Source organism: Promicromonospora soli (assembly GCF_014653785.1).
Classification (GTDB): Bacteria; Actinomycetota; Actinomycetes; order Actinomycetales; family Cellulomonadaceae; genus Promicromonospora; species Promicromonospora soli.
This window is the reverse complement of the sequence record NZ_BNAS01000006.1, coordinates 251170-276149: the sequence shown is the minus strand read 5'-3', so window position 1 is coordinate 276149 and position 24980 is coordinate 251170. Positions and strand designations below refer to the sequence as shown.

Sequence of the window (24980 nt, the reverse complement as noted above, 5' to 3'; positions counted from 1 at the left end):
GACATTCCTACCGGTGCGACGTGACGTGCGCCACACGAGCCCGCGATGCGGACGGAACCGCCGACCCGCTCGCAGAAGATGGTGCAGTGAACATCTCCCCCGAGCCCCCCACTCGTGACGACGTCCGCCGGCTGCTCGACGAGCACCTCACCGACATGTTCGCCACCTCCCCGCCCGAGAGCGTGCACGCACTGGACCACTCGGCGCTGCTCGCGCCGTCGGTCACCTTCTGGACCGCGCGGGACGACGACGACACGCTCCTCGGCTGCGGAGCGCTGAGCGAGCTCGACCCGGGTACCGAGCCGCGCGAGGGCGAGATCAAGTCCATGCGCACCACGGCGCAGGCCCGTGGCAAGGGCGTGGCGACAGCACTGCTGGGAGCAGTTTTGGCCGAGGCGGAGCGCCGCAAGTACACACGCGTGAGCCTGGAGACCGGGACGCAGGACTACTTCGCGCCCGCCCGCCGCCTGTACGCCCGGCACGGGTTCGTCCAGTGCGGCCCGTTCGCGAGCTACACCGTGGACCCGAACAGCGTGTTCATGACCCTGGACCTGCCGGGATCCCAGCCTGCTCGGAGCTCTGCTGACCGGTCCGCTGCCGCAGGCGGCCGCGCAGGCTCCTGATGCGCTGCTCGTCGAGCCCGGCGTACCGGAGATAGGCGGCCGGGTCCAGGTCCGCGAGCCACTCCAGGAGCGCCGCCCGGCGCTCGCGGACGCGCACGTCCAGCTGCTGGGCCGTCCACGTCTCGCCGGGGTGCTGGACCCAGGCTCCCCGCTCGACGTCGTAGGCGATGCCGCCACGGTGCGTGGTCCCGCGAAAAGCCTGCTCGTAGTCCTCGGCGATCGCCCCGTGCTCGACGCCGGTCAGGGCCAGCAGCATCGCCGTGATCATCCCGGTGCGGTCCCGGCCGGCGGAGCAGTGCACCAGCACGGGACCCGGCGCGTCCGCGATCGCCCGGAAGACGGCGGCGAACAGGTGCGGGTACATCGCGATGTTGGGCGCATAGGAGCGCGGGTGGTCGAGCCAGGGCCCACAGGCCTGAAGGAAGTGCGGGTCGCCCGGGTCCTCGGTGGGACTGTTGCGGGTGGCGATCTCGCCAGGCCGTGCTGCGTCGGGCATGAGATCGCGCGCCTGGGCGATCTCACCGGCGTTGCGCAGGTCCACGACGGCGCAGAGCCCGGCGTCGAGCGCCTCCGCCCAGCCGGTGGGGGTGATCGGCTCGGGCGCCCCGGAGCGCCAGATGCGCCCGCGCGCTGTGGCCTCGCCGTCGTCGAGCGGGAGGCCGCCGAGGTCGCGGAGGTTGACGGCGCCGTCCCAGGCCTGGGGGTTCGCTGGGTTGCTCATGCCCGGCATCGTGGTTCGGGTCCAGGTGCAGGTCAACGGGGAGAACTGCCCCTGGACGCCGGGAGGGGCCGAGCCTTCTCAGCAGCTCACCTTCGTCGTGGCACCGGCACCCGGTCCAGGTCGGCCGCTACGGTGAGCTCGCCGTCGTACACGGAGCGGGCTTCCTTCTCGAACTCCGCGGCGTCGGTGTAGCGCTGCGAGAAGTGGGTCAGCACGAGGCTGCGCACCCCGCACCGGGCAGCAACGGTTGCCGCCTCCAGGGCGGTCAGGTGGCCGTGGTCGCGGGCGAGGTTTCGGTCGCGGTCCAGGAAGGTGGACTCGATGACGAGCAGGTCGACGCCGTCGGCGAGGCTCCACACGGTGTCGCACATCCGGGTGTCCATGACGAACGCGAAGGACTGGCCCGGGCGTGGCTCGCTGACGTCATCGAGCCGCACCGTGCCGTGCCGGGTCCGGAGCGTTCCCTCCCGGGCGAGCCGTCCGACGTCAGGCCCGGAGATGCCCGCGGCGGCCAGCCGGACCGGGTCCATACGCCGGCCGTCCGGCTCGTCGAGCCGGTAGCCGTACGCCTCCAGCGAGTGGTCCAGCCGCGCCGCCCGGAGCGTCGCCGGACCGTGCAGCTCACCGGGCACGCGCGGCACCGCCCCGTCGCGCGACAGCCCCTGCAGCGCAAGACGTTCCTGGTGGAAGTACGCGGTGGCGTCGCACAGCGCCTCGATCCAGCGGCGGCCCGACGCCGGAAAAGTGACCGGCACGGTCTGCGGCACGGCGTCGAGGCTGATGCGCTGCACGACGCCCGCCAGGCCGAGGCTGTGGTCCCCGTGCAGGTGGGTGATCGCGATCCGGGTCAGCGCCGACGCCGAGATCCCCGCGTACAGCATCTGGCGCTGGGATCCCTCGCCGGGGTCGAACAGGATGACCTCGTCGTCCCAGAACAGCACGTAGCCGTTGTGGTTGCGGGTCCTCGTCGGCACCTGGCTGGCGGTACCGAGGGCAACGAGCTCACGGCTCGAGACACGGTGGTTGGCGGGACGCTGGAACACGCTCGCATTCTGTCCTGAGGACGCCGCAACGGACCCAGGAAATTCCCCGCGGCGCGGGGTTGGAACAAAATTTGCGAAAGATCACCCGCAGCTTGGCAACAGATTCAGCGGGTCGCAGCCGTACCGCGCCTGGGCGAGCACAAGAACCGCCCAGGCGAAGCCGGCCAGCATGGCCGCGCCGACGAGGATGTTCAGGACCGGGTACGTCCCGTCCTGCAGCACGGGAGCGAACGCGAGGGCCGCACCGGCAAGCAGACAACCCAGTGTCACGATGGTGATTGGGCTGGTCAGCGTGTCGGACGCCGATGGCTGGAGCCACCCCAACCGCTCCCCCCAGAGGACCAGCGCGGCGTACGGCAGGGCGAACGCAAGCGCCGCGATCGCGCGCCAGTCCATGATCGAGAGCTTCGACAACACCGTGACCTCCCCTTTTGGCCTACCCCAGGCAGTGGCCAAACACCCTCCGCAAGTGTTAATAATCCGGGGGCGATCCGCTATCTTTGGTAGTGATTTTCACAGAATCCGACATATTCGTACTATCTCCACTTTCAGGACTCTCGCGGTGATGACACGCTGTGGCGCGTCGTAGCGCCACCGGCGGCACGGCTGTCGAGAAAGGACGCGCATGGCGAGGGACGAACGCGTGGGCAAGCCCGCGTACGCAGCGGTATCGACCCGGATAACCGGCATCAATCTGGCCGGGGCGCGCCTGCGAGAGATAGCCGTCGTGCGCGTCGACGAGCGGGGCGCCGTCGTCGACGAGTGGTCGGCGGTCCTGCACCCCGACGGCGCGTGGATCGCGCTGGCCGACGTCGCCTCCACCCTGCGTGAGCGCTTGTCGCAGATGGCGATCGTGACGCACAACGGCCGGGTCGGTATCGAGGTGCTGCGGGCCGAGCTGTCCCATCTGGGCTGGGAGCTGCCCGCGCTCGCCCAGCTGACGATCATCGACGCGAGCTACCACTACCTGCCCGGCCTGGTGCACCGCCGGCTGTCGGACTGCTGCACCGCCGCCGGGGTGCCGTTCGAGGGCAACCCGCCGCACTCCAGCCCGGTGAGCGAGGCACGCGCCGTGGCCGGGCTGCTGGCCCGGTTCCTGCAGGGCGTGGCCGGGGTGCCGGACCTGCCCGAGCTGCTCCAGGTCACGCTCCGCGCGTGGGTCTACCCCTGGCCCGCCGGACCTGGCCGGGCACCTGACGCCCCGCGCGCCTGGCCCGGCCGTCGCGGTCAGGGAATCCTGACGACGCTCAGCGGGCAGCCGCTCGCCGACGCGATAGCCGCCGTCGCCGACCTGCGCACCCACGGCTACCTGTCGCTCCTCGGCGAGACGCTGCAGGACGGCCGTCTGACGCCGGAGACGGCCGCCGGGCTGACCGAGGCCGAGCCGCTCTACCGGCTGACCTCCGAAGCTGCGGCGACCGCCCGCAGGGCGGTCTTCGACGCGCTCGTGCACCAGGCGATCACGGCCGACCGCTACCACCTGGAGGCCCGCCAGGAGCTGTGGCGCGTCGCGGACACCCTCGGGTGCCCGCGCGACGCCGTGATCGAGCCGATCGTCGAGGCGACGCCGGTGGAGTTCCCCAAGCTCGTGGAAGAGACGGGGACCAAGAAGCCGACCGACGGCCGCAGCGTGGCGACACCCGCGCAGATGCGTGCCTGGGCGATCGCCAACGGGTTCGACGTCGAGGGCTACATCCGGCTGCCCTGGTCGATCGTGCGGGCCTTCGAGGAGGCGCACGGCGAGCCGGTGGACCGGACGGTGCGCCCGACCGTGCGCGAGGAGCCGACGCCCCGGCAGGACTCCAGGCCCGCTGCCGGACCGAGGCTGCGGCCGATCCAGCTGCCGGGCACCAGGCCCGCCGGCCGGCACGCCACCCGTCGCGCTCCGGGGCCGGACCCCGACGAGGGCGTGCCCCAGCTCGAGTTCGACCGGCTGGAGACGCCGCCCATCGGCAACCCGGTGATCTGACCGGGTCAGGCGTCCGGGAAGCCCTTCGGGTTCTTGGACTGCCAGCGCCACGTGTCGGCGCACATGTCGTCGATGGTCTTGGTCGCGCGCCAGCCGAGCTCGGTGTTCGCGCGGGTCGGGTCGGCCCAGAACGCGGCGAGGTCACCGGCCCGGCGCGGGCCGAACTCGTAGGGCAGCTCGCGGCCGACCGCCCGCTCGAACGCCTTCAGCAGCTCCAGCACCGACGTCCCCGTGCCGGTGCCGAGGTTGAACGCGCGTGCCGGCTCCTTCATGTCGTCCAGGTGCTCGAGAGCCGCCACGTGCCCGGCCGCGAGGTCGGTGACGTGCAGGTAGTCCCGCTCGGCCGTGCCGTCGGCGGTCGGGTAGTCGTTCCCGAACACCGTGAGCTTGTCGCGGCGCCCCACGGCGACCTGCGCGATGAACGGCATCAGGTTGTTCGGGATGCCCTGCGGGTCCTCGCCGATGTCGCCGCTCTCGTGCGCCCCGACCGGGTTGAAGTACCGCAGCAGCGCCACCTTCCAGCCCTCGGAGATCTGCGCGATGTCCGACAGGACCCGCTCGATCATGACCTTGGTCTGCCCGTAGGGCGACGAGGAGGACAGGTACTCGTAGTCCTCCACGTACGGCACGGGAGCGTTCTCCCCGTACACGGTGGCCGACGACGAGAACACCAGCTTCGTCACCCCGTACTTCGTCATCGACGTGGCCAGGGCGAACGTGGAGTCGAGGTTGTTGCGGTAGTACTCCAGCGGCTTGGCGACCGACTCCCCCACCGCCTTGAACCCGGCGAAGTGGATCACCGCGTCGATCCGCTCGTGCGCGAACAGCGACTCGGTCTTGTCGGCGTCGGTCAGGTTGAACGCGTGGAACGGGATCTCGCGACCAGCGAGTGCCTCCAGGCGGCCCTTCACCGAGGGCTTCGAGTTGGAGAAGTCGTCGACCACGATGACGTCGTGACCGGCGGCTACCAGGGCAAGGACGGTGTGTGAGCCGATGTAGCCGGCCCCACCGGAGACGAGAACGCGCATGGTCCCAAACTACCGGGTGGTGCGGGGCGAGCGGGCGCTGGTACCGTCGCGCGCGTGACCGTACCCGAGGCCATGTTCCTGTTCGCGCTCGTCGCGATCCCGCTGACGATCATGCCGGGCCTGGACAGTGCGCTCGTGCTGCGCACCGCCGTCGTCAGCGGCCGCAAGCACGCCTATGCGACGGCGCTCGGGATCAACGCGGGCGTCCTGGCGTGGGGGGCGGCCGCCGCGGTCGGCGCGACGGCGGTCCTCGCCGCCTCCGAGACCGCCTACCGCGCGCTCACGCTCGCCGGCGCCGCCTACCTCCTGTGGCTCGGCGGCCAGATGCTGTGGTCCAGCTTCCGCCCCGCGCGCTACGACGCGCTGCCCGACGGCGCTCTGTCCAGCGACGTCCCCGTGGCCGGCGGCACCCGCTCCCTCTGGCGCTCGTTCACCATCGGCGCCACGACGAACCTGCTGAACCCAAAGGTCGGCGTCTTCTACCTCGCCACCATCCCCCAGTTCCTGCCCGACGGTGTGCCCCACCTGTTCATGGGCCTGCTGCTGGCGATCGAGCACGACGTCCTCGGGTTCGCCTGGCTGGCCCTCCTGATCAACGCGGCCGGCCTGGCGAAGCGCTGGCTGTCCGGGCGAGCGATCGCTCGGGTCACCGACCGTGTGACGGGAGTGGTGCTGCTGGCCTTCGGCGGACGCCTGGGGTGGAACACCCTGACCGGGCAGGCTCGCGCGTTCTGAGGCTGCCCCGTCCGAATCCGGGCGGGCGATACCGCGTCGCTCCCTGACCTGCGCCGTCACGGCGGATACCCTCGGCTCGTGGCGTACACCGAGCAGCGCACCGACTCCGCGGGCCGCACCGGCTACGTCGGCCGGTTCCGGGTCGACGGGCGCCTGCGCAGCACCCGCCGCTTCACCGCCAAGCGCGAGGCGCTCGCCGAGGCCCGGCGTCAGGAGGAGGCGGGCAAGCACGCCGAGTGGGTCGATCCCGCCGCCGGCCGGGTCACGGTCGCCGAATGGTTCGCGACCTGGCAGGAGGCGCGCGTCGACCGAGCGCCCCGCACCATCGAGGGCGAGTGCGAGCGCTTTCGTTCCCTGGTCGCCCCCACGTTCGGCGACCGGCCGCTGCGGCAGGTCACGCACGAGGACGTCGCCCGCTGGGCCGCCACCATGACCTCCCCGGTCACCGGCGAGACCGCCTCGCCGGCCCGGCGCCGCGACGCGGCACGCCTCCTGGTCGCCCTGCTCGACGCCGCCGTCGACGCCCGGCGCCTGCGCAGCAACCCGGCGCGGACGCCGTCGGGCAAGGTGCCCGCCCTGCCGCGTGCGCCCAAGACCAAACCCCACCGCTACCTCTCCCACGAGCAGCTGCGCCGCGTCGCGGACGCGAGCCTGCGCGGCACCGGGGCGCACGGCCAGGCGCGCACGCTCATCCTGCTCACCGCCCTGACGGGCCTGCGCTGGGGCGAGGTCAGCGCCCTCACGGTGGCCGACGTCGACCCCCTGCGCCGCCGCGTGCACGTCACCAAGGCCTACACGCGCCTCGACGACGGAACCGTGCTGCTCGGCGACACCAAGACCCACGCCCGTCGTGAGGTCCCGCTGCCCGCCACCCTCACCGAGTCCGTCGCGGCGCAGGCCGCCGGCCGGGCGCCCGCCGACCTGCTGTTCACCGGTACGCGGGGCGGACCGCTGCGCCGCGAGAGCTTCGACCGGTCGGCGTTCCGGCCCGCCGTCCTGGCGGCCGGCCGTGCGGTCCGCACGCTCCGCGGCGCCCTGGGCCTGCCGGGTCCAGGCCTGTACGACGACGAGGTGGTCGCCGCGGTCCGCCGGCTCCAGCTCGACGGCGGGCTCGAGCCCACGGGCATCTGCGATCCGGCGACCTGGCCCCTGGTGGCCGACGTCGACCGTGCGCGCCGGGACGGGCGGACCGTGCGGGCCACGGGGACGTCCGCGGTCGTGCCGAGGGCGATGACCCGTGGCGAGAAGATGAGCCGCACCCGGCTGCTGACGACACTCTCGGGCACCACGCTCGGTCCGGGCGCCGAGGACTTCGACACGCTCACGCTGCACGACCTGCGCCACACCGCCGCGTCGCTCGCCATCTCCGGCGGCGCCACGGTCAAGGCGGTGCAGCGCATGCTCGGGCACGAGTCCCCGGTGCTCACCCTGTCCACCTACGCGGGCCTGTTCGAGGACGACCTCGATGCGCTCGGCGAGACGATGAGCGCGGCGTTCCAGGCGGCCGCCGTCGTGCCGGGGCCTGCGCCGGCCGGCGCGGTGGTGGGCACTGCGAACGTCACCGCGATCGGGGCCGGCGCGCGGGCCCGGGCCGCAGGCTGACGAGGCTCCGGCGCCGCGCAGTATCTCCGCGAAGTTCTTTCTGCGAATCGGCGATCCTGATGTCGAGACGGTCGGGACGGCTCCGTCCTAGGGTCGAAGGGCGCGAACAGCGTCCATGACGCAGGGCCTCGTGCGGGGCCCTCGACCCAGGGAGAAGATCATGGCGAAGTACCTGCTGCTCAAGCACTACCGGCACAGCGGCCCGAAGCCCGTTCCCGGCACCGAGGCGATGATGGACCAGTGGACGCCCGAGGAGATCACGGCGCACATCGAGTACATGAACCGGTTCGCCGAGAAGCTGGTGGAGAGCGGCGAGTTCGTCAGCGAGGGCGCGCTCTCGCCGGAGGGCACGTTCGTCCGATACGACGGTGAGGGCCGGCCGCCGGTGACGGACGGGCCGTTCGCAGAGACCAAGGACCTCATCGCGGGATTCATGATCATCGACGTCGAGTCCCAGGAGCGGGCCTACGAGGCAGCCGCCGAGCTCTCCGCGGCGCCCGGTCAGGGTGGGCGCCCGATCTACGAGTGGCTCGAGGTGCGGCCATTCTTCGCCGAGCTGCAGGCCACGGCCGAGTAGGTCAGGACTGCAGCATGCACACAGGCCAGGTGAACGACCTGCTGCGGACGCTCGCGCCGCAGGTCCTCGGCATCCTCGTCCGTCGCGGAGCAGATTTCGCAGGCGCCGAGGACGCAGTCCAGGAAGCCCTCATCGAGGCCGTGCAGCACTGGTCCGACAGTCTCCCGGACGACCCGAAGGCTTGGCTCCTGCGCGTCGCCGGCCGCAAGCTGATCGACGCGCAGCGTTCCGAGGCCGCCCGACGCCGGCGGGAGCAACGGGTCCACGACGAGCCGCCGCCGGGGCCCACCGAGCAGTCGGACGACACGCTGCTCCTGCTGAGCCGCTGCTGTCACCCGGCGCTGAGCCCGGCGTCGGCGGTGGCCCTGACGCTGCGCGCCGTCGGCGGGCTCACCACCGCACAGATCGCGCGTGCCTTCCTGGTCCCCGAGGCGACGATGGCGCAACGGATCTCCCGCGCCAAGCGCACCATCGCCGGCGAGCGGTTCGACACGCCAGGCGACGTCCGCGCGGTGCTGCGCGTGCTGTACCTGATCTTCAACGAGGGCTTCACCGGGGAGATATCGCTCGCCGACGAGGCGATCCGGCTGACCCGCCAGCTCGTCGCCGCAGAGGCCGCCGAACCGGTGCGCATGGACCCCGAGATCGCCGGGCTGCTCGCCCTGATGCTGCTGCACCACGCTCGCCGGGACGCCCGGTACACCGCCTCGGGCGAGCTGGTGCCGCTGGACCAGCAGGACCGTTCCCGGTGGGACACGGCGATGATCGCCGAGGGAGTCGCCGTCCTGCAGGACGCCCTGGCCCGGGACCGCCTCGGGGAGTACCAGGCGCAGGCCGCGATCGCCGCCCTGCACGACGACGCCCCCACGGCCGACGAGACCGACTGGCCACAGATCTTGGAGTGGTACGACGAGCTGGCCCGGCTCACCAGCAGCCCCGTCGTCGCGCTCAACCGTGCTGTCGCCGTCGGGCAGGTCGACGGCCCGCGTGCGGGCCTCGCCGCCCTGGGCGACGTCGACCCCGGCCTGGCGCGGTGGGACGCTGTAGCGGCCCACCTGTACGAGCGCGCCGACGACGTCGGCCGCGCGATCCAGCACTACACGGCTGCCGCGGACCGGGCCACCAGCGCAGCGGAGCGCACCCACCTCATCAAGCAGGCGGCGCGGCTGCGAGCTCAGGCCTGAACGACGGCGGCCGTCGTCCGCTCTTGACGCCAACAGGTCCGCGGCCGGCACCCTAGCGGTGCCGGACGACGCGCCGACGCCCGGCGGGTCAGGGCCGCTGGTCGAGGTACGCCTGCAACGCCGCGGCGCCGGCCAGCATCGCCCGTCCGCGGTCGGACAACCGGCCGTGCCAGTCCCGCAGCGCGGCCTCCAGCGGTTCCAGGCCGCCGGCCGACCGCACCTGCGCGATCAGCGGAGCTATCTGCTCCAGGAGGTAGCCGCCGCGTCTGAGCTGGTGGGTCAGCTTGACGTCGCGCACCGCTGCCTCGTCGTAGACCCGGTAGCCGGTCTGCGGGTCGCGGCGCGGGCGCACCAGGCCGGAGCGCTCCCAGGTGCGCAGGGTCGCGGGCCGGAGGCGGAGCTGTGCGGCGAGGGGTCCGATGAACGTGTCGCCGGTCCTGGGCGCCGACGTTCCGCGGGGCACGTAACCGCGCATGGAACCGGGCGACGGCCCGGACGCCGCTACCCGGGCGGGCCCGGCGGCGGCCGCGGAGGTGGCTGAGGTGGCGGACTCCAGGTCGCGCAGTGCGCGCTCGACGGCCTGGAGGGTTCGGCGATCGTCGAGGAGCTGGGCGTGGCTCTCGTCGATGAGGCCGAACGCGTCGGCGTCGGCACCGTCGTTCACGGCCCGCATGATCGCCGTCGCCACCGGGTGGCCGTGGCCGGGTATCAGGGCGAGGAAGGCGCGCAGCGCCTGCGCGTGCAGCCCGGTGTAGGCGCGGTATCCGGCGGGCGTGCGGACGGCGGCCGGCAGGATGCCGGCGTCCTCGTAGTTCCGGACCGCCTGCGTGGACAGACCGTGCTCCCGCGCCAGGTCGATCGGTCGGAGCCGAGGCGCGCTTTGAGGGTTCTGCGTCATTGTCCCCCCTGTGCCAGGCCGGTGTCCGAGCAGAGTTTCAACCGAGACTTCAACGATACCGTTGAGGGAATGGCGAGAGACATCAAGGACACAGCTCATCCCATGGACTCCTCCGCGATCGTGGGCCTGCTTCCCGCCCGGCCCCGGCTGCTCGCGCTGGGTGAGCCCACCCATGGCGCGGAGACTCTGCTCGGTCTGCGCAACGAGCTCTTCCAGGAGCTCGTCGAGCGGGAGGGCTACCGCACCATCGCTCTGGAGACCGACTGCCTGAGGGGCATGCTCGTGGACGACTACGTCACGGGTGAGGGCGACTCCGGTCTCGACCTGGACGAGGTCATGGAACGCGGCTTCAGCCACGAGTGGGGCGCCTTCCCGGGCAACCGCGAGCTGGTGCGCTGGGTGCGTGCCTACAACGAGGGCCGGCCCGCTCCCGACCGGCTCCGCTTCGCCGGGTTCGACGGCCCGCTGGAGATCACGGGCGCCGCCAGCCCTCGACCCGTGCTCAACGCGCTCCATGAGTACCTGTCCGCACGGGTAGACGCACACCTGCTGCCCTGCACCGCGGAGGTGCTCGACCGCCTGGTCGGCGCGGACGACCGCTGGACCGACCCGGACGCGATGATGGACCCGTCCCGGTCCGTGGGGCAGTCCGCGGAGGCCCGGGAGCTGCGGCTGCTCGCCGACGACCTCGTGGCCCTGCTCGAGGCGCACGCGCCGCACCTCGTCGCGACGTCCTCGCCGGACGACTGGGACCGGGCCCGCCTGTACGGGCGCACCGCCACCGGCCTGCTGCGCTACCACTTCTGGATGGCCGAGCCCTCGCCGGGCCGCATGACCTGGCTGCTGGGCGTTCGCGACTCGATGATGGCGGACAACCTGCTCGCCCTCGCGGAGCGCGGCCCGGTGCTGGTGAACGCCCAGAACGGCCACCTGCAGCGGCACAAGAGCACCATGAGCATGTGGGACCACCCGCGGCTGGAGTGGTGGGGGGCCGGTGCGCTCGTCAGTGCCCGCCTGGGTCGGGAGTACGCCTTCCTGGCCACGGCGCTCGGCACGATCCGGCACCAGGGCGTGGACGTCCCGCCGTCTGACACGGTCGAGGGGCTCCTGTACGAGCTCGGCAAGGACCGCTGCGTTGTTGACGCGCCTGGCCTGGCCGCTGCGCTGGGCGCAGGACGGGCCGACACGCCGTCGGCCCGCGAGTCGTCCTGGTTCGGCTACTCCCCGCTAGATCCTGAGCACCTTGCGGACAACGACGCCCTGGTGTTCGTCAGGGACGTCCAGCCTGGCCAGATACCAGGGTAGGTACCGCGCCTGCGCGCCGGAACCGGCGAAATTCCCTGCACAGACCACCGGCGTCCGCTGTTAGTCTTCCGGTGGCCGTGCAAGAGAACGAGGAGGTGGTACCCGTGAACGCAGTATCGACATGGGTGCTCCCCTACGGGGTCATGGTCGGGCGATAGGTCGTCCGGGAGTGCCTTCACGCACTCTCTCGAAAGGCACGACCATGCGATTCACTTCTGAACATCGCCTCGACGACGGCGTCCTCGAACGCGAGTTCACCCTCGGCGAGATCCCCGGCACCCTCTGGACGCCTGAGTCCGCCGCGCCGGTCCCGCTGATCCTGACGGCCCACAACAACGGTCTGCCCAAGGGCGACTCCCGGCTGGTGGCGCGGGCCCGGCTGTCCGCGGCGGCCGGCTACGCGGTCGCCTCCATCGACGCCCGCGGGTGCGGCGACCGGCCGCGCTCCCCCGACGAGGAGCGCGCTCGCGCCGACTTCCGTCGGGCGATGCAGGCAGGCGCGCCCGTAGACGAGGTCTTCGAGTCGTTCATCGGCCCGCTGGTCGAGAACGCGGTCCCGGACTGGCAGACCACCCTGGACGCCCTCGTTGAGCTGCCCGAGATCGGCGGGCCGGTCGGGTACTCGGGCTGGACCGCCCTCGGCATCCGGCTGGCGGTGGCCGAGCCGCGCATCTCGGTCGCCGGCTTCTTCGCCGGGGGCTACGTGCCCCACGCCCAGCGCGAGGAGGCCCGGCAGGTCACCGTCCCGCTGTTGCTCCTGCTGCAGTGGGACGACGAGGGCAACCCCCGGCAGCGGGCCCTGGACCTGTTCGACGCCTTCGGCAGCACGGAGAAGACGCTGCACGCCAACCTGGGCGGACACCTCGGTACCCCGTGGTTCGAGCGGGAGGACGGGGACCGGTTCTTCGGCCGGCACCTGAAGTGAGCCCGGCACATCCGGCGTCTTCGATGCTCACTATGTGCTCCAGGTGAGCGATATCGCGCGGCTCGTAGGGTCCAGAATCCCTGTGAACTAGCCGTTGTGGCTGCGAGTACGCACCCGCTTCAGGAAAGCGGGTGCGTACTTTGTGAGGCCCGGAGTAGGAGTAGGATTCCCGTACTACTCGTACTACTACGGGTGGGTGGAGAAGGACGCGACGAAGCGAGCGGGGAACAACGTGCGAGACAAGGAACGGGTCTTCCAGGCAGCGGAGGCGCTGACGGCCGAGGGTGCGCCGGTCACGGTGACGAACGTGCGCGAGCGTGCCGGCTGCTCCAACGCCACGGCGACGAAGTATCTGCGGGAGTGGCGCGACACGAAGGCGGCGGAGAACGAGGCGCGGCGAGCCCTCCCGGAGCTGCCCACCGCGGTGAGTGCCCTGGCGGAGCGGGGCCTGGAGGCTCTGTGGGGCGCGGCGGTCGAGGTGGCGCGCGCGGAGCACGAGGCGGCCGCTGCGGCGTCGGACGAGGCGCTGACCGCCGTCGTCGGCGAGGCGGACGCCCTCGCCGCACGTGTGGACGAGGCGGATGCAGAGCTCGCGCAGCTCAGGGCGGCGCTGGAGAGCGCACGGGAGCACGCACGCTCCGCGGAGGAGGAGCGCAGCACGGCGGAGAAGGCCCGCGCCGACGCCGCGACGGAGAAGGCTCGCATGGAGGGCGAGGTCGCCGCCGCGCGGCAGGCGCTCGACGGCGTGCGCGACGAGCTCGTCCAGGAGCGGGCCACCGCCGCGGCCGCGGAGCGCGCCCGGTCCGACGCCGAGGCGGCCCGCGCGCAGGCGGAGGGCGCCGCCGTCGGGCTGCGGGAGTCCCTGGCGGACGTGCGCAGCGCGCTCGAGGCCGCACGGGGCGACGTCGCCCAGGCGCACCGTGACCGTGCCACAGCGGACGCCGCGCGCGCCGCCGCTGAGGCGTCGGTGGCGCGGCTCGAGGGTGAGCTCTCCGCCTCGCGCGACGCGCTGGGGTCGGCGCGCAAGCAGACGGCGGATGCCGAGCAGGCGCGGATCGCCGCGATCGCCGGCCAGGCCCAGGCCGAGGGTACGGCTGCGGGGCTACGGGAGGCACTGAAGGCGCTGGAGGCCGTGGCGCCGACACCGGAGCCTTCGAAGAGCTGACGGGCCGCTGTTGTGCGGGGCCCGGCTTCCCCTTCGGTGGCCGGGCCGACGTCCACTGTCAGTGTCTGGTGCTGTGATGGCCACATGAACCTTCGAGGATTTGCCACCATCAGCTATTGGGCCGACGACGTCAGCGCGGCCGCCGCCTGGTACACGGAGCTGGTCGGTGTCGAACCGTACTTCAAGCGGCCCGGCCCGGACGGCGCGCTCGCCTACGCCGAGTTCCGGATCGGGGACACCGAGGCCGAGCTCGGCCTGGTCAGCCGGGCATTCGCGCCGCCGGGTGCGTCCACGGAGCCCGGCGGCGCGGTCATGTACTGGCACGTCGACGACCTGGAGGGCATGGTCGCTCGCCTGCTGGAGCTGGGCGCGACCGAGTACCAGCCCATCACGCCGCGGGGCGAGGAGGGGTTCGTCACGGCTGCTGTCGTGGACCCCTTCGGGAACGTGCTCGGGGTCATGTACAACCCGCACTACCTGGAGCAGCTTGGGCAGATCAGCTGACGGGGCCTGGGACCGGCTCGGCCTGTGTTCCGCCGCCGGGCTCCCCGCCGGTCATCTCCTGCGGTGCGACGGGCAGGCGGATGAACCGCGAGACCGTCGTGCCGATGACGAGCAGCGCGAACGGGTACAGCGACAGGTAGACGCGGAACGCCTGCCCGGGGTCGGGCCCGGGGTCGGCGCCGGACCGGTAGCCGAACCACACCGTGAGCGAAGCCAGCGCCGCCGCCGTCACCAGGCCGTTGAGGCGGCCCAGCACACCGAACGCCGCCAGGAACAGCCCGCTGCGGTGGGTGCCGTGGCGGGCGGCGTCGGCGTCGAGCACGCGGGCGATGACCAGGTCGTTCGTGGCGAGCACGCCGGAGTACCCGACCGCCACCGTCAGGCCCGCGAGGATCCCGGTGATCAGGTCCGTCGCGAAGTACATCGGCACGAACCCGACCGCGGCGACCGGCAGTGCGAGCCGCCACGTCCACGCGGCCCCCTTGCGCCGCACGACGGCGGCCCACACGCTCAGCATCCCGATCGACACGGCGATCACGACGAGCTGCAGGATGCTCGCGTCCAGCGCCGAGCCGCCCAGCGTGTGGTGAACGTAGAGCTGCAGCCCGCCCAGGACCAGCGCCATCGCGGCGCCGTAGCAGGCGTTGACGAGCCCGACCGTCCAGAACTGCGACGTCGAGAGGATCTGTCTGACCGACCGGAAGAACAGCGGCTTGGCCTCGGCGTTCAGCGCCGGATCCTCCCGCACGCCGAACGCCGTCCACAGGATCACGGCCGCAGAGACCACGCCGAAGATGATCGCGAGTCGCCCGTAGCCGACGGCGGAGCCCTCGGTGCCAAGGACGTTCCGCGCCAGGACGGGCGTCATCGCCAGCGCGATCACCAGGGCGATCAGCTGCGCGCCCTGCCGCACCGCGTTCGCCGTCGCCCGGCGCTTCTCGTGGGAGAACAGCTCGGGCAGCAGCGCGCCGTAGCTGGCGTTGATCAGAGAGTCGGCCATCTCGGTGGTGATCGCGAAGACGGCGAACCACACCGCGAGGCCCACCGCGGAGTCGGCCACCGGTCCCGGCACGGAGAACAGGGCGATCGTCGTAACGGCCAGCACCAGCGCACCCGTCACGAGATACGGCCGGCGCCGCCCCCACCGGGACCGCGTCCGGTCCGACAGATGCCCGAAGACGGGGTTGTCCAGCGCATCCAGCACCCCGTATACCGCGTAGACGGTCGCGTAGATGGCGGCGTCCAGGCCAAGCAGCTCCACGTAGACGTAGAGCATCGAGCCCTTGACGAGGTTGATCGGCAGCGAGGTGCCGAACATGCCCGCGCCGTAGCGCAGCGGCGACGTCCTGGTTGGCGACGGACCTGGTCCTGCCTTCGGCACGTCCACGGCGTCCTCGGGCTCCACGCTGGCGAGCCTACTCACCACCGGCTGACCAGGTCGATGCCCTGCCGCTCGATCTCGCGGGTGAAGACCGGATCGCCCAGCAGGCGCAGCTCCCACGTCCGCTTGCGCCACCACCCCGACGACAGCTCCCGCAGGCGCGCCGTATCCGGTGCGGGATGCAGGAAGATCTCGCTCGTCCCCTCGGGCAGCCGCTCCAGCAGGCGCAGGTAGTGGTCACGCAGCGTCGTGTAGTCCAGGGCCTCGGCGTCGCTGCCACGGTGGGTGGCGATGACCTGCGGCATGCGCACCCCGGCGTCGTCGGCGGCAGCGACGGCGCTCGCGTGCCGCGATCGGACGTCGGGCAGGGCAAGCACCGGGTCGTCGTCGCCGTACAGGTCCAGGCTGCGCGGCAGGCGGAACGCCAGGCCGCGCGCGGCGCACAGACCGATCGCCTCGGCGAGGTAGGAGCGGCCCAGCAGCCCGTACAGCGTGCCCTGGTGGGAGTCCAGGCGGTCCGGCGCGGGCGCGCCGGCGGCAGTCGTGGCGCGGGTCAGGGCGTCGAGCTGAGCCGTGATCCGGTCGACGACGTCGTCGAGACCGCCGTCCGGCCCAGGCGCTGGGAGCACAACGTGCACGCCGGGGGCGACGGCCGGAGCGGAGGCGGCGATGAGCCGGACGGCTCGCGCGGCGCCAGGGTTCTCCCACCCGTTCGCCGGCCAGCTCGCCCGGCCGGCTTCCGGATCAGCGGTGACCACGCCGACCGCCGTCAGCGGCGACCCGGCCAGGAGTGCGGCGATCTCGCGGTCGGCGTCGGGGTCGGTCCCTGCGTCATCGGCGGTGAGGACGAGGCTTCGGGTCATGCGCCCAGTCTGGCCCAGGCGGTCCTCGTGACTCGCCCTGCTGGCGGCCGTGTTCCTGGCCGTGTTCCTGGCCCCGTGGCTGGCCCCGTTCCTGGCCGTGTGACCGGCTCTGCTCCTGGCCTTGCGACGCGCCTGGCGACTCGGCCTGCTCCTGGCTCGGCCGGCCGACGACGCTCGTTCCCAGGGATTCCCGTACCTTGCCGAGCTCCACCTCGAGCTCCCAGGGCGTGGTCACGTGCGGGATGGCCGCCGGGACGGAGGTCGGCTTGGCCGTGTGCAGCGTGAGGCTCGCGCCCATGGTGTCGGCCCGCCAGACGCCGGGGCCCACCACCTCGAACTCCCCCGCCGCGGTGCGGTTCAGCGCGACCACGTACTCGTGGCCGTCCCGCAGGACGGACGGCAGGCCTGCCCCGGGTGGCGACGAGCCGGACCCGACCTGGGTGACCGCCAGCTCCGCGTGCTTCCCCACCGCGCCCAGCAGCACCTTGCGCAGCTGGAGCTCGGTGCGGGTGTACGGCACGTCATCGACGATGTCGACCCGCGAGCCACCGGCCCGCACCAGGGCGACGACGTCGGCGTCGGCGACGAGCTGCTCGACCGTCGCGTACTCCTCCGGCGCCGTGAAGTTGGCGGTGCTGGCGTCCGTCATGCAGCTGCTGAGCAGCCCTGCGACGACGAACACGGCAAGCGCGCCGAGCAATGCCCACACGTGCTTGTGCATCGGCTCTCGCGCCCCCTCGTCCTGGTCGTCAGATGCCCGTCCGCCGCCTCTCATCGAAGGAGCGACGGGACGCATCCCCGGGTGCGTCGGCTTGCAGTGCAACGAATGGTCCTCCGCTGCGAGAACCCGGGACAAGGGCTTGACTGGGCGAACCCGACGGGTTCGGGCGGCTAGTTTGGCGCGATGTGAAAACCCGAGGGGTAGCCGACGAACGGCAGGCGGGAACTGAGGTCACGAGGGACAGCAGGACCGGGCCCCTGACTCGGCGCACCAGGTAAGCCGAGTCAGGGCCCGGTCGGACCAGCCGGACGGGTGGTCCGTCAGGCGGCGTGCGCCTTGCCGATCGCGCGCACGAGGCCCGACGTCGAGATCGAACCCTTGCGGTAACGCTCGACGGCGGCGACGAGCGCCTCGCCGACGTCCCGGGGTACGCGTGAGGATCGCGCCACGGGGTACCAGATCTCCCGCTCGAAGACGGCGGTCCGGCGGGCGGGTCCGCGGTACAGGCGGCCGGCGAGGCCAGGTGGCGGGGGGACGGGCGCGTGCACGTACGGCGGCGGTGTGGGCGCGGGAGAGGCGGCGGCGGGTACGGGCGGAGCTGGAACAGGCGGAGCCGGGACAGGAGGAAGGGGTACCGGAGGGCAAGGTGCCGCCGGTGCAACGGGCGCTCCGGCCACGGGCGGAGCGGGGACAGGCGGAGCGGGGACGGAGGGCGCCGGGGCCGGGTGGGCCGCGGAAGCCGCGGAAGCGCCGCCCGCTCCAGAAGGAGCGTGAGAAGGTGCGTGCGGGGCCGGGCCGTTCGCGAGCTTCGATGCGCGGTAGCGGGCACCGGGGTTCCAGCGCAGGGTCGGCGTGCTCGGCGCGGGCGGCCGCACCCCGGTGCTCTCGCGGCGGGGAGCGGGAGCGTCCAGCGCGCTGGTCTCGGTACCGGGACCGGCAGGGGAACCGGTGCCGGCATCCGCGGCTGCCGGCACTGGTTCAGCGGTCCCGGTATCAGCCATCTGCGCCGTCATGTCGGAGGCGGGAGACGGAACACCGGAGCCTGCGACGGAACCGGCGGTGGATTCGACAACAGAACCAGCACCAGGACCAGCAGCCGCAGTCGCGGCCTGCTCGGCGTGGGCCTTCCGCAGCGCCGCGACGATCCGGGCGACTCGCCCGGTGTCGCCGCTCAGGTCGCCTGCGTTCGATCGGGTCGGGTTCGAGCCGGCGGCACTCGACTCGATCGCACCAGGGCTGCCCGCACCGGAGCCGTCCGCGAAGGGGCTGTCCGCGAAGGGGCTGTCCGCAATCAGGCTGTCCGAGCTCAGGTCGTCGGCGCTCGCGTCGTCCGAGACCTCGCCCGCCGTGCTGTCCGCCATGACCGCTCCCTCACCGTCGTCCCGGCCACGACCTGAGGCGACCGCTGTCCCATATGTTCCCCGCCATGCCCTGGGCGTGCAAGCCCCGGGCATGGTCAGATCACAAAGACAGTCACGAAAGCGCAAGACGCGCAGGCCAGAGCCCTTGAGCGCGGGTCCGCGCGGGCGGCGCGGAGCAGGAATGACCTGCCCGCGCCGCGTCTCAGTCCCCGCCGAGCAGGTCGAGGAAGCTCGGGGTGCTCGAGAACGGGTCGGCCGGTTTGGCGTGCTCGCCCCGCGCGGACACGACGCCGGCCAGGGACCGGCCCGCCCGCTCGATGCGCTGCGGCAGGGAGCTGCCGCCGTCGTCGTGCTCCTCGCCGCCGGCCTGGGCCCAGTCGTCCGTGGCCGCGAAGACCGACGTCGTGACGACGTCGGCTCGCAGGTAGGTGAACAGGGGCCGGAGGGAGTACTCGAGCGCGAGCGAGTGTCGCGGTGTGCCGCCGGTGGCGCCGAGCAGCACGGGCATGCCCGTGAGCGCTTCCTTGTCGAGGATGTCGACGAACGACTTGAACAGCCCCGAGTAGGTGGTGGTGAACAGCGGGGTGACGGCGATGACGCCGTCGGCCTGGGTGATCGTCTCGATGGCGCGGGCGAGGTCGCCCGTGGGGAACCCGGTGAGCATGGCGTCCACGATCGCGTGGCCGTGGTCGCGCAGCTCGACGACCTCGACGGTCACCTCGTGGCCGAGGGCCTCGAGCTCGCGCGCCGTGGCGTCGGCAAGGCGGTCCGCCAGCAGTCGCGTGGACGAGGGCTGCCCCAGCCCTGCGTGGACGACGGCGATGGTGCGCCGGTCCTCGTCGGTCTCAGTAACAACAGACTCAGGAACAACGGTCACGAGAGGGCCTCCTCGGCCAGCTTGCCGGTGTACTCGTCCCCGCCGTCGCCGACGTGGGTGGTGCCGGCCTCGCCCGTGGCCCGCGCCGCGGCCACGCGCTCGGCGTGCGTGGGCGGGTTGGCCGGCACGTCCTGCGGCCGCTTGGCGTCGGCGATCTTGCGCAGCTCCGGCACGACGTCGGAGGCGAGGATGTCGATCTGCTCCAGGACCGTCTTGAGCGGCAGGCCCGCGTGGTCCGTGAGGAACATCTGGCGCTGGTAGTAGCCGACCTCGTCGATGAAGGACCCGTAGCGGTCGATGACCTGCTGCGGGGAGCCGACGGTGAGCGGCGTGTCGCGCGTGAAGTCCTCCATGGTGGGGCCGTGCCCGTAGACGGGCGCGTTGTCGAAGTACGGGCGGAACTCGTCCCAGGCGTCCTGGCTGTTCTTGCGGATGAAGGCCTGGCCACCGAGGCCCACGATCGCCTGGTCGGCACGGCCGTGGCCGTAGTGCTCGAACCGCTGGCGGTAGAACTGGACCATCTGCTTGGTGTGGCTCATGGGCCAGAAGATGTTGTTGTGCAGGAATCCGTCGCCGTAGTAGGCGGCCTGCTCCGCGATCTCGGGGCTGCGGATCGAGCCGTGCCACACGAAGGGCGGCACGCCGTCCAGCGGGCGCGGCGTGGCGGTGAAGCCCTGCAGCGGGGTACGGAACTTGCCCTCCCAGTCCACGACGTCCTCGGTCCAGAGCCGGCGCACGAGCGCGTAGTTCTCGATCGCGAGCGGGATGCCCTGGCGGATGTCCTGACCGAACCACGGGTACACGGGGCCCGTGTTGCCGCGGCCCATCATGAGGTCCATCCGGCCGTCGGAGATGACCTGGAGCATCGCGTACTCCTCGGCGATGCGGACCGGGTCGTTGGTCGTGATCAGCGTCGTCGCCGTGGACAGGGTGATGTTCTGGGTGACGCCGGCCAGGTAGCCGAGCATCGTCGTCGGGCTGGAGGCCACGAACGGCGGGTTGTGGTGCTCACCGGTGGCGAAGACGTCGAGGCCTGCCTCGTCCGCGTGCTTCGCGATCGTGAGCATGGCCCGGACACGCTCGGTGTCGTCCGGAGTGTGCCCCGTGGTCGGGTCCGTCGTCACGTCGCTGACACTGAAGATCCCGAACTGCATGATGCTGCGCTCCCCCATCTGGTTGGCTGGTTCATGCATCTACATGCACATGGGCCTCAACAGGCTGCTATGGTCGATTGTTCCCGCGGTGCCATCTCCCACCCGCCGCGACCTACGTGAGATCGCGCACATCGGCGCCCAGTTTGCCCGGAGTGCGCTTGCGCGCGCACGTCCGACGCGTAGCCTGATCAGACGGCTGGTCATCAGACGGCTGGAACGGCTGGAACATCACAGAGGGTCCCTGCGTTGGCTATGTGGACCTTTTTCCGCCACCTATCCCGACAACCCTCTGGAGGACATCGTGCCTGACCGGTCCCTGCGCGGTATGAGCATCGGTAGTAAGAGCATGGAGTCCGACGAGGGCGTTGACTTCGCCCCTCGGTTCCAGGCCTACTACGACTGCCCCAACGGCCACACCATCATCCTGCCCTTTGCCACAGACGCTGACGTGCCCCCGATCTGGGAGTGCCGCTGCGGCGAGGAGGCGCTGCTGCGCGACGCCGAGAAGCCGGAGCCCAAGGCGACCAAGCCGCAGCGCACCCACTGGGACATGCTGCTGGAGCGCCGCACGGTGAAGGAGCTCGAGGACCTCCTCGACGAGCGTCTCGAGCTGCTGCGCGCCGGCAAGCTCCGCCGCTCCGCCTGACAGTCCTCGACTGACAGCCGCGGCTGAAAGCAAGAACAACGACCGTCGGGTCCGGGCCACAAGGCCCGGACCCGACGGTCGTTCTGCGTCTACTGATCTGCGGTCTGCTCGGTTCGCGGGCCGTGCCCTACCGGCCCTGCCCGACCAGCTCCGTCTTACCTGCTCCGCCCTCTGCAGGGGCCCCGCTCGCGCGCCCCCGCCGCGCGCCGATCCCGCCCACGACACCCGCGACCAGGAGCACACCGGCAAGACCACCGACCACCCAGCCCGGCCAGTAGCCGGCGGCCACCGCCGGCGTGATCGAGGACCGCAGCGGCAGGTTCGTCACGAACTCGTCAGCAGTGAACAGACCGGTCCGCCGCACCACGGTGCCGTCAGGGGTGATCACACCCGACACACCCACCGTCGAGATCTGCACCGCCGCCCGCCCCGTCGTGATCGCCTGCATCCGTGACATCGCCAGCTGCTGCGTCGACTCCGCAGTGAACCCGAACGACGCGTTGTTCGTCGGGATCACCAGCACCTGCGCCCCCTCGACCACCGCGTCCCGGATGATCTCGTCGTACGCCACCTCGAAGCAGATGATGGTGCCCAGCCGGTAGTCACCCTGACCGAGCCTGCTCGGCACATCCACCACCGGCGGGTTCACCCCCGGGATCATGTCCGTCGTCACCCGGTCCACCTGGTCCGAGAGCAGCCGCAGGAACGACCGCATCGGGATGTACTCACCGAACGGCGCCGGATGCTGCTTCGCATACCGCCCGATCACACCGTTGCCCGCCTGCCACATCAGCAGCACGTTGTACCGCCCACCCGTCTCCGGGAACTCCTGCGCCCCCACCAGGATCGGCGCCCCCACAGCCTTCGACGCCTCGTCCAGCCCGTGCGCGACATCAGGTGCCGTCTGCGGATCCAGGTCCGAACCGTTCTCCGGCCACAGCACCACGTCCAGCTCACCCGCATAGTCCTCGGCCAGCGTGTACGTGCCCTCCAGGTGGTTGTTCAGCACCTCCGCCCGGTTCGCGAACGCACCAAGGCCCGGCTCCCCCACGTCGCCCTGGACCGCACCCGCCCACAGCTGACCGTCCTCGGCAAGGTCGCTCCCGGCGTCGTACACCTCGTTGCCCTCCGGCGTCTCGACGGCCCCGGCGCTCGCGGACGTGGGCAGCGGCAGCACCAGCGGCGCGACGGCGACCGCGGCACCCAGCGCGAGGGCGCCCACGGAGCGGCCAACCTCGGGCAGGACGCTGTGCTGACCCTCGGCCTGCGTCTGCCGGCTCCGGCGGCGCGCCGCCCGGACCAGGCCCGCCACGGCCAGCGCGAGCAGCACGCCGGCGAACGCGACGAGCAGGCTCACCGCGACGGTGCCGCCGAGCCAGGCGGCACGCCCCGTCGGGGTGCCGGCCATGGCCCACGCGAGGCGGCCCCAGGGGAACCCGCCGAACGGGAACTCGGCGCGCAGCTGCTCGACGGCGACGTAGAGCACGGCGAACGCGGCGGCGAGCCACCAGCCGCGGCGGCGCAGGAACGGGGCGCGGCGGACCCAGGTCCACAGCGCGCCGAAAAGGGCGAGGAACAGCGACTCGACGGTCGCCACCGCTATCCACGGGGCGGTCTCGGTCGACTCGTGCGCCCACCACAGGTGCGGCAGGAAGAACGTGATGCCGAACAGGAACCCGACGAGGAAGTTCCACCAGGCGTTGTCGCGGCCGAGCGACCAGTACAGGACCGCGACCGCGACGAACGCGGCGGGCCAGACGCCGGCGTCGGGGAACGCCGACCAGAGGATGAGGCCACCGGTCACCGCGAGGAACAAGGACAGCAGCCGGGACGGCTCACGCAGGCGCACCATCGCAGCCTACCGGCGTAGAGATGATCCCTTAGTTGTGGGCTTCTACAGTGCGTCGTGCAGGACGACGCCGTCGCGCATCGTGTGCAGGCACTCCGGGTCGACGGCGTCGGGCGAGAGGTCGGGCAGCAGGGGCGTTCCGGCTCGCGCCTCCTCGCTCCAGGAGCTGAGCCGTCCGGGTGCGGCCTGCACGCCGAGCTGCTCGGCCCGCCAGACGGCGAGGTGCGCGGGTGCGCCCACCCGGAGCTGGCCGGCGCCGGTGTGGTCCAGGCCCGCGAGGCGCCAGCCGCCGCGGGTGTGGGCGCGGAACGCGGCGCCCGCGGAGATGCGCTGTTCCGGGTCCTCGTGGCTGGTCGCGGCGCGCACACCCTGCCAGGGGTCGACGGGCGTGACCGGTGTGTCGGAGCCGAACGCGAGCGGCACGCCGGCCTGCGCGAGGTCGGCGAACGGCATGAGCGATCCGGCGCGCATGGGGCCGAGCCGGGAGGCGTACACGCCCTTGGTCCCGCCGAACACCGAGTCGAACGCCGGCTGCACCGACAGCCCGACGCCGTGCACCAGGAGCGCGGCGAGGGTCACCGCGTCCACGAACAGCCCGTGCTCGATGCGGTGGTGCCCGGCGCGCAGCGCGCTCTCCCCGGTCGTCTGGGCGGCGATCTGGAGTCCGAGCACCATGGTGTCCATCGCCCGGTCCCCGATGACGTGGAACGCGGCCTGGACGCCGGCGCCCTGCACAGCCGCCAGGTGGGTGGCGATCTGGTCGGCGGACAGGTACAGGTTGCCGGTCCACGGGGTGCCGTCGGCGTTGGTCAGGGCGCCGGCGAAGGTGCCGGTGGACGGGTCGGCGGGCAGGTCCGCGTAGGGGCTGCGCAGGGCCGCGGTGCGCGAGCCGATCGACCCGTCGACGTTGAGGTCTCCGCCGATCCCGGTGAGGAACGGAAGCTCGGCGAGCAGGGCGCGGGCGTCGTCGGCGCTCTCGCAGAGCTCGCCGCGGTAGGCGACCAGGTGCGGCAGGGCGGGCGCGCCCGGCTCCGCGAGGGCCTCCGGCGTCACCGAGCTCGCCGTCATGGCGTACAGCTCGGCCAGCCCGGCGCGGGTGTCGAGGTGCTCGCCGCTCATCTCGTGCACGGACACGATGCCGCGGGCCGCCCACGCGGTGAGCGTGTCGCGGTAGATCCTGCTGCGGCGCTCGGGCGACAGGGCGTGGGCGACGTCGCGCACGGTGTGGTGCAGGGCGGCCGTGACGAGGCCGGTGTCGGCGGGGGCGTCGGACCACCCGGAGCCGGACAGGCCCATCCCGGTCCAGGCGGGGTCCTGCTGGATGCCGGCGCGCGCGGCCATGGCGGTGGAGACCACCGCCGAGTGGACGTCCACGCGTGCCGCGTACACAGGACGTCCGCCGCAGGCGGCGTCCAGCTCCTCGCGGGTGAAGGCGCGCCGCTCGGGCCAGGCCTGCTCGTCCCAGCCGTAGGCGAGCAGCACCTCGTCGCCGGACGGGTCGGTCGCCGCCAGCCGGCGGGCGCCCACGTACAGGGCGGCCAGCGCGTCGGCGAGCGAGTGCACGCCCCCGGCGGTCGTGAGGTCCACGGAGTCGGCCGACAGGCCGGTCTCCAGCACGTGGGCGTGCGCGTCGACGAACCCGGGGGTCACCAGCGCGCCGTCGAGGTCGATCACCCGGTCCGCGCGCGCGGCGAGCCCTGCGGCCGTGTCGTCGGCACCCAGCCACGCAACGACCCCGTCGTCCACGAGGATTGCCTCGGCGAACGGGTCGGCCGCGGAGTGGACGACTCCGTTGCGGTACAGGATCGATCGGGCTGGCTGGCTCACGGTGGGAACTGTATGCGATCAC

24 protein-coding genes are annotated in these 24980 nt (G+C 72.2%); 11 read left to right on the top strand and 13 right to left on the bottom strand.

The features are described 5' to 3' along the window. Positions 1-86 precede the first annotated feature (86 nt). The gene (locus IE250_RS19475; RefSeq protein ID WP_189670954.1) at positions 87-623 is read left to right on the top strand and encodes a GNAT family N-acetyltransferase; all 537 of its coding nucleotides are present in this window, start codon (positions 87-89) and stop codon (positions 621-623) included. On the opposite strand, the gene IE250_RS19470 is transcribed toward IE250_RS19475, so the two are convergent. The 3 genes from IE250_RS19470 to IE250_RS19460 form a co-directional block, all read right to left on the bottom strand. After that, the gene (locus IE250_RS19470) at positions 538-1344 is read right to left on the bottom strand and encodes a tyrosine-protein phosphatase (protein WP_189670953.1); all 807 of its coding nucleotides are present in this window, start codon (positions 1342-1344) and stop codon (positions 538-540) included. The genes IE250_RS19475 and IE250_RS19470 overlap by 86 nt on opposite strands. An 86-nt stretch (positions 1345-1430) precedes the next feature. Continuing rightward, the gene (locus IE250_RS19465; protein ID WP_189670952.1) at positions 1431-2387 is read right to left on the bottom strand and encodes a ribonuclease Z; all 957 of its coding nucleotides are present in this window, start codon (positions 2385-2387) and stop codon (positions 1431-1433) included. 81 nt (positions 2388-2468) lie between these two features. Then, the gene (locus tag IE250_RS19460) at positions 2469-2804 is read right to left on the bottom strand and encodes a hypothetical protein (RefSeq protein WP_189670951.1); all 336 of its coding nucleotides are present in this window, start codon (positions 2802-2804) and stop codon (positions 2469-2471) included. Between the two features lie 208 nt (positions 2805-3012). Here IE250_RS19460 and IE250_RS19455 point away from each other — a divergent pair, with 208 nt between their 5' ends. Continuing rightward, entirely contained in the window at positions 3013-4356 is a 1344-nt protein-coding gene (locus IE250_RS19455; RefSeq protein ID WP_189670950.1) for a 3'-5' exonuclease, read from the top strand. Positions 4357-4361: 5 nt separating this feature from the next. Here IE250_RS19455 and galE read toward each other — a convergent pair whose 3' ends face one another. Next, the gene (gene galE / locus IE250_RS19450; RefSeq protein WP_189670949.1) at positions 4362-5384 is read right to left on the bottom strand and encodes a UDP-glucose 4-epimerase GalE; all 1023 of its coding nucleotides are present in this window, start codon (positions 5382-5384) and stop codon (positions 4362-4364) included. A gap of 54 nt (positions 5385-5438) precedes the next feature. Here galE and IE250_RS19445 point away from each other — a divergent pair, with 54 nt between their 5' ends. From IE250_RS19445 to IE250_RS19430, 4 genes are all read left to right on the top strand, one after another. Beyond that, positions 5439-6119 (top strand): LysE family translocator, encoded by a 681-nt coding sequence (locus IE250_RS19445; RefSeq protein ID WP_189670948.1) that lies wholly within the window; start codon positions 5439-5441, stop codon positions 6117-6119. A gap of 78 nt (positions 6120-6197) precedes the next feature. Continuing rightward, positions 6198-7721: a tyrosine-type recombinase/integrase gene (locus IE250_RS19440; RefSeq protein WP_189670947.1), complete on the top strand. Its 1524-nt coding sequence runs from the start codon at positions 6198-6200 to the stop codon at positions 7719-7721. A gap of 160 nt (positions 7722-7881) precedes the next feature. Beyond that, positions 7882-8298: a YciI family protein gene (locus IE250_RS19435; protein WP_189670946.1), complete on the top strand. Its 417-nt coding sequence runs from the start codon at positions 7882-7884 to the stop codon at positions 8296-8298. Between the two features lie 14 nt (positions 8299-8312). Beyond that, positions 8313-9482: an RNA polymerase sigma factor gene (locus tag IE250_RS19430; RefSeq protein ID WP_189670945.1), complete on the top strand. Its 1170-nt coding sequence runs from the start codon at positions 8313-8315 to the stop codon at positions 9480-9482. An 88-nt stretch (positions 9483-9570) separates the two neighbouring features. Here the strand turns inward: IE250_RS19430 and IE250_RS19425 are convergent, their stop codons facing one another. Further along, positions 9571-10380 carry a TioE family transcriptional regulator gene (locus IE250_RS19425; protein ID WP_189670944.1) on the bottom strand — a complete coding sequence of 270 codons (810 nt, stop codon included), beginning with the start codon at positions 10378-10380 and terminating at the stop codon, positions 9571-9573. A gap of 69 nt (positions 10381-10449) precedes the next feature. Here IE250_RS19425 and IE250_RS19420 point away from each other — a divergent pair, with 69 nt between their 5' ends. The 4 genes from IE250_RS19420 to IE250_RS19405 all read left to right on the top strand — a co-directional run bounded on the left by IE250_RS19420 (position 10450) and on the right by IE250_RS19405 (position 14279). Continuing rightward, on the top strand, positions 10450-11685 hold the full coding sequence (locus tag IE250_RS19420) for an erythromycin esterase family protein (protein WP_189670943.1): 1236 nt from the start codon (positions 10450-10452) through the stop codon (positions 11683-11685). 202 nt (positions 11686-11887) lie between these two features. Continuing rightward, complete coding sequence (locus IE250_RS19415) at positions 11888-12610, top strand: dienelactone hydrolase family protein (protein ID WP_189670942.1); 723 nt, start codon at positions 11888-11890, stop codon at positions 12608-12610. A 142-nt stretch (positions 12611-12752) separates the two neighbouring features. Beyond that, positions 12753-13775: a DNA-binding protein gene (locus IE250_RS19410; RefSeq protein WP_189670941.1), complete on the top strand. Its 1023-nt coding sequence runs from the start codon at positions 12753-12755 to the stop codon at positions 13773-13775. An 84-nt stretch (positions 13776-13859) separates the two neighbouring features. Then, complete coding sequence (locus IE250_RS19405) at positions 13860-14279, top strand: VOC family protein (protein WP_189670940.1); 420 nt, start codon at positions 13860-13862, stop codon at positions 14277-14279. Here IE250_RS19405 and IE250_RS19400 read toward each other — a convergent pair. The 6 genes from IE250_RS19400 to IE250_RS19375 all read right to left on the bottom strand — a co-directional run bounded on the left by IE250_RS19400 (position 14272) and on the right by IE250_RS19375 (position 20636). Beyond that, positions 14272-15684, bottom strand: coding sequence for an MFS transporter (locus IE250_RS19400; RefSeq protein ID WP_189670939.1), 1413 nt, complete (start codon positions 15682-15684; stop codon positions 14272-14274). The genes IE250_RS19405 and IE250_RS19400 overlap by 8 nt on opposite strands. Before the next feature lie 14 nt (positions 15685-15698). Further along, positions 15699-16523 (bottom strand): ChbG/HpnK family deacetylase, encoded by an 825-nt coding sequence (locus IE250_RS19395; protein WP_189670938.1) that lies wholly within the window; start codon positions 16521-16523, stop codon positions 15699-15701. After that, complete coding sequence (locus IE250_RS19390; protein ID WP_189670937.1) at positions 16492-17244, bottom strand: hypothetical protein; 753 nt, start codon at positions 17242-17244, stop codon at positions 16492-16494. The genes IE250_RS19395 and IE250_RS19390 overlap by 32 nt, the downstream gene beginning before the upstream one ends. A 320-nt stretch (positions 17245-17564) precedes the next feature. Then, positions 17565-18605, bottom strand: coding sequence for a hypothetical protein (locus tag IE250_RS19385; RefSeq protein ID WP_189670936.1), 1041 nt, complete (start codon positions 18603-18605; stop codon positions 17565-17567). Positions 18606-18807: 202 nt separating this feature from the next. Continuing rightward, a complete protein-coding gene (locus tag IE250_RS19380; RefSeq protein WP_189670935.1) occupies positions 18808-19482 on the bottom strand; it encodes an FMN reductase in 675 nt (224 codons plus the stop codon). Further along, complete coding sequence (locus tag IE250_RS19375) at positions 19479-20636, bottom strand: LLM class flavin-dependent oxidoreductase (protein ID WP_189671112.1); 1158 nt, start codon at positions 20634-20636, stop codon at positions 19479-19481. The genes IE250_RS19380 and IE250_RS19375 overlap by 4 nt, the downstream gene beginning before the upstream one ends. A gap of 301 nt (positions 20637-20937) precedes the next feature. Between IE250_RS19375 and IE250_RS19370 the strand changes: the two genes are divergently transcribed. Beyond that, positions 20938-21282, top strand: coding sequence for an RNA polymerase-binding protein RbpA (locus tag IE250_RS19370; RefSeq protein WP_026365682.1), 345 nt, complete (start codon positions 20938-20940; stop codon positions 21280-21282). Between the two features lie 127 nt (positions 21283-21409). Here the strand turns inward: IE250_RS19370 and lnt are convergent, their stop codons facing one another. Both lnt and IE250_RS19360 read right to left on the bottom strand, forming a co-directional pair. After that, complete coding sequence (gene lnt / locus IE250_RS19365) at positions 21410-23134, bottom strand: apolipoprotein N-acyltransferase (protein WP_373301719.1); 1725 nt, start codon at positions 23132-23134, stop codon at positions 21410-21412. Positions 23135-23176: 42 nt separating this feature from the next. Next, positions 23177-24958, bottom strand: a complete 1782-nt coding sequence (locus tag IE250_RS19360; protein WP_189670933.1) for an amidohydrolase — start codon at positions 24956-24958, stop codon at positions 23177-23179. Positions 24959-24980: the final 22 nt, after the last annotated feature.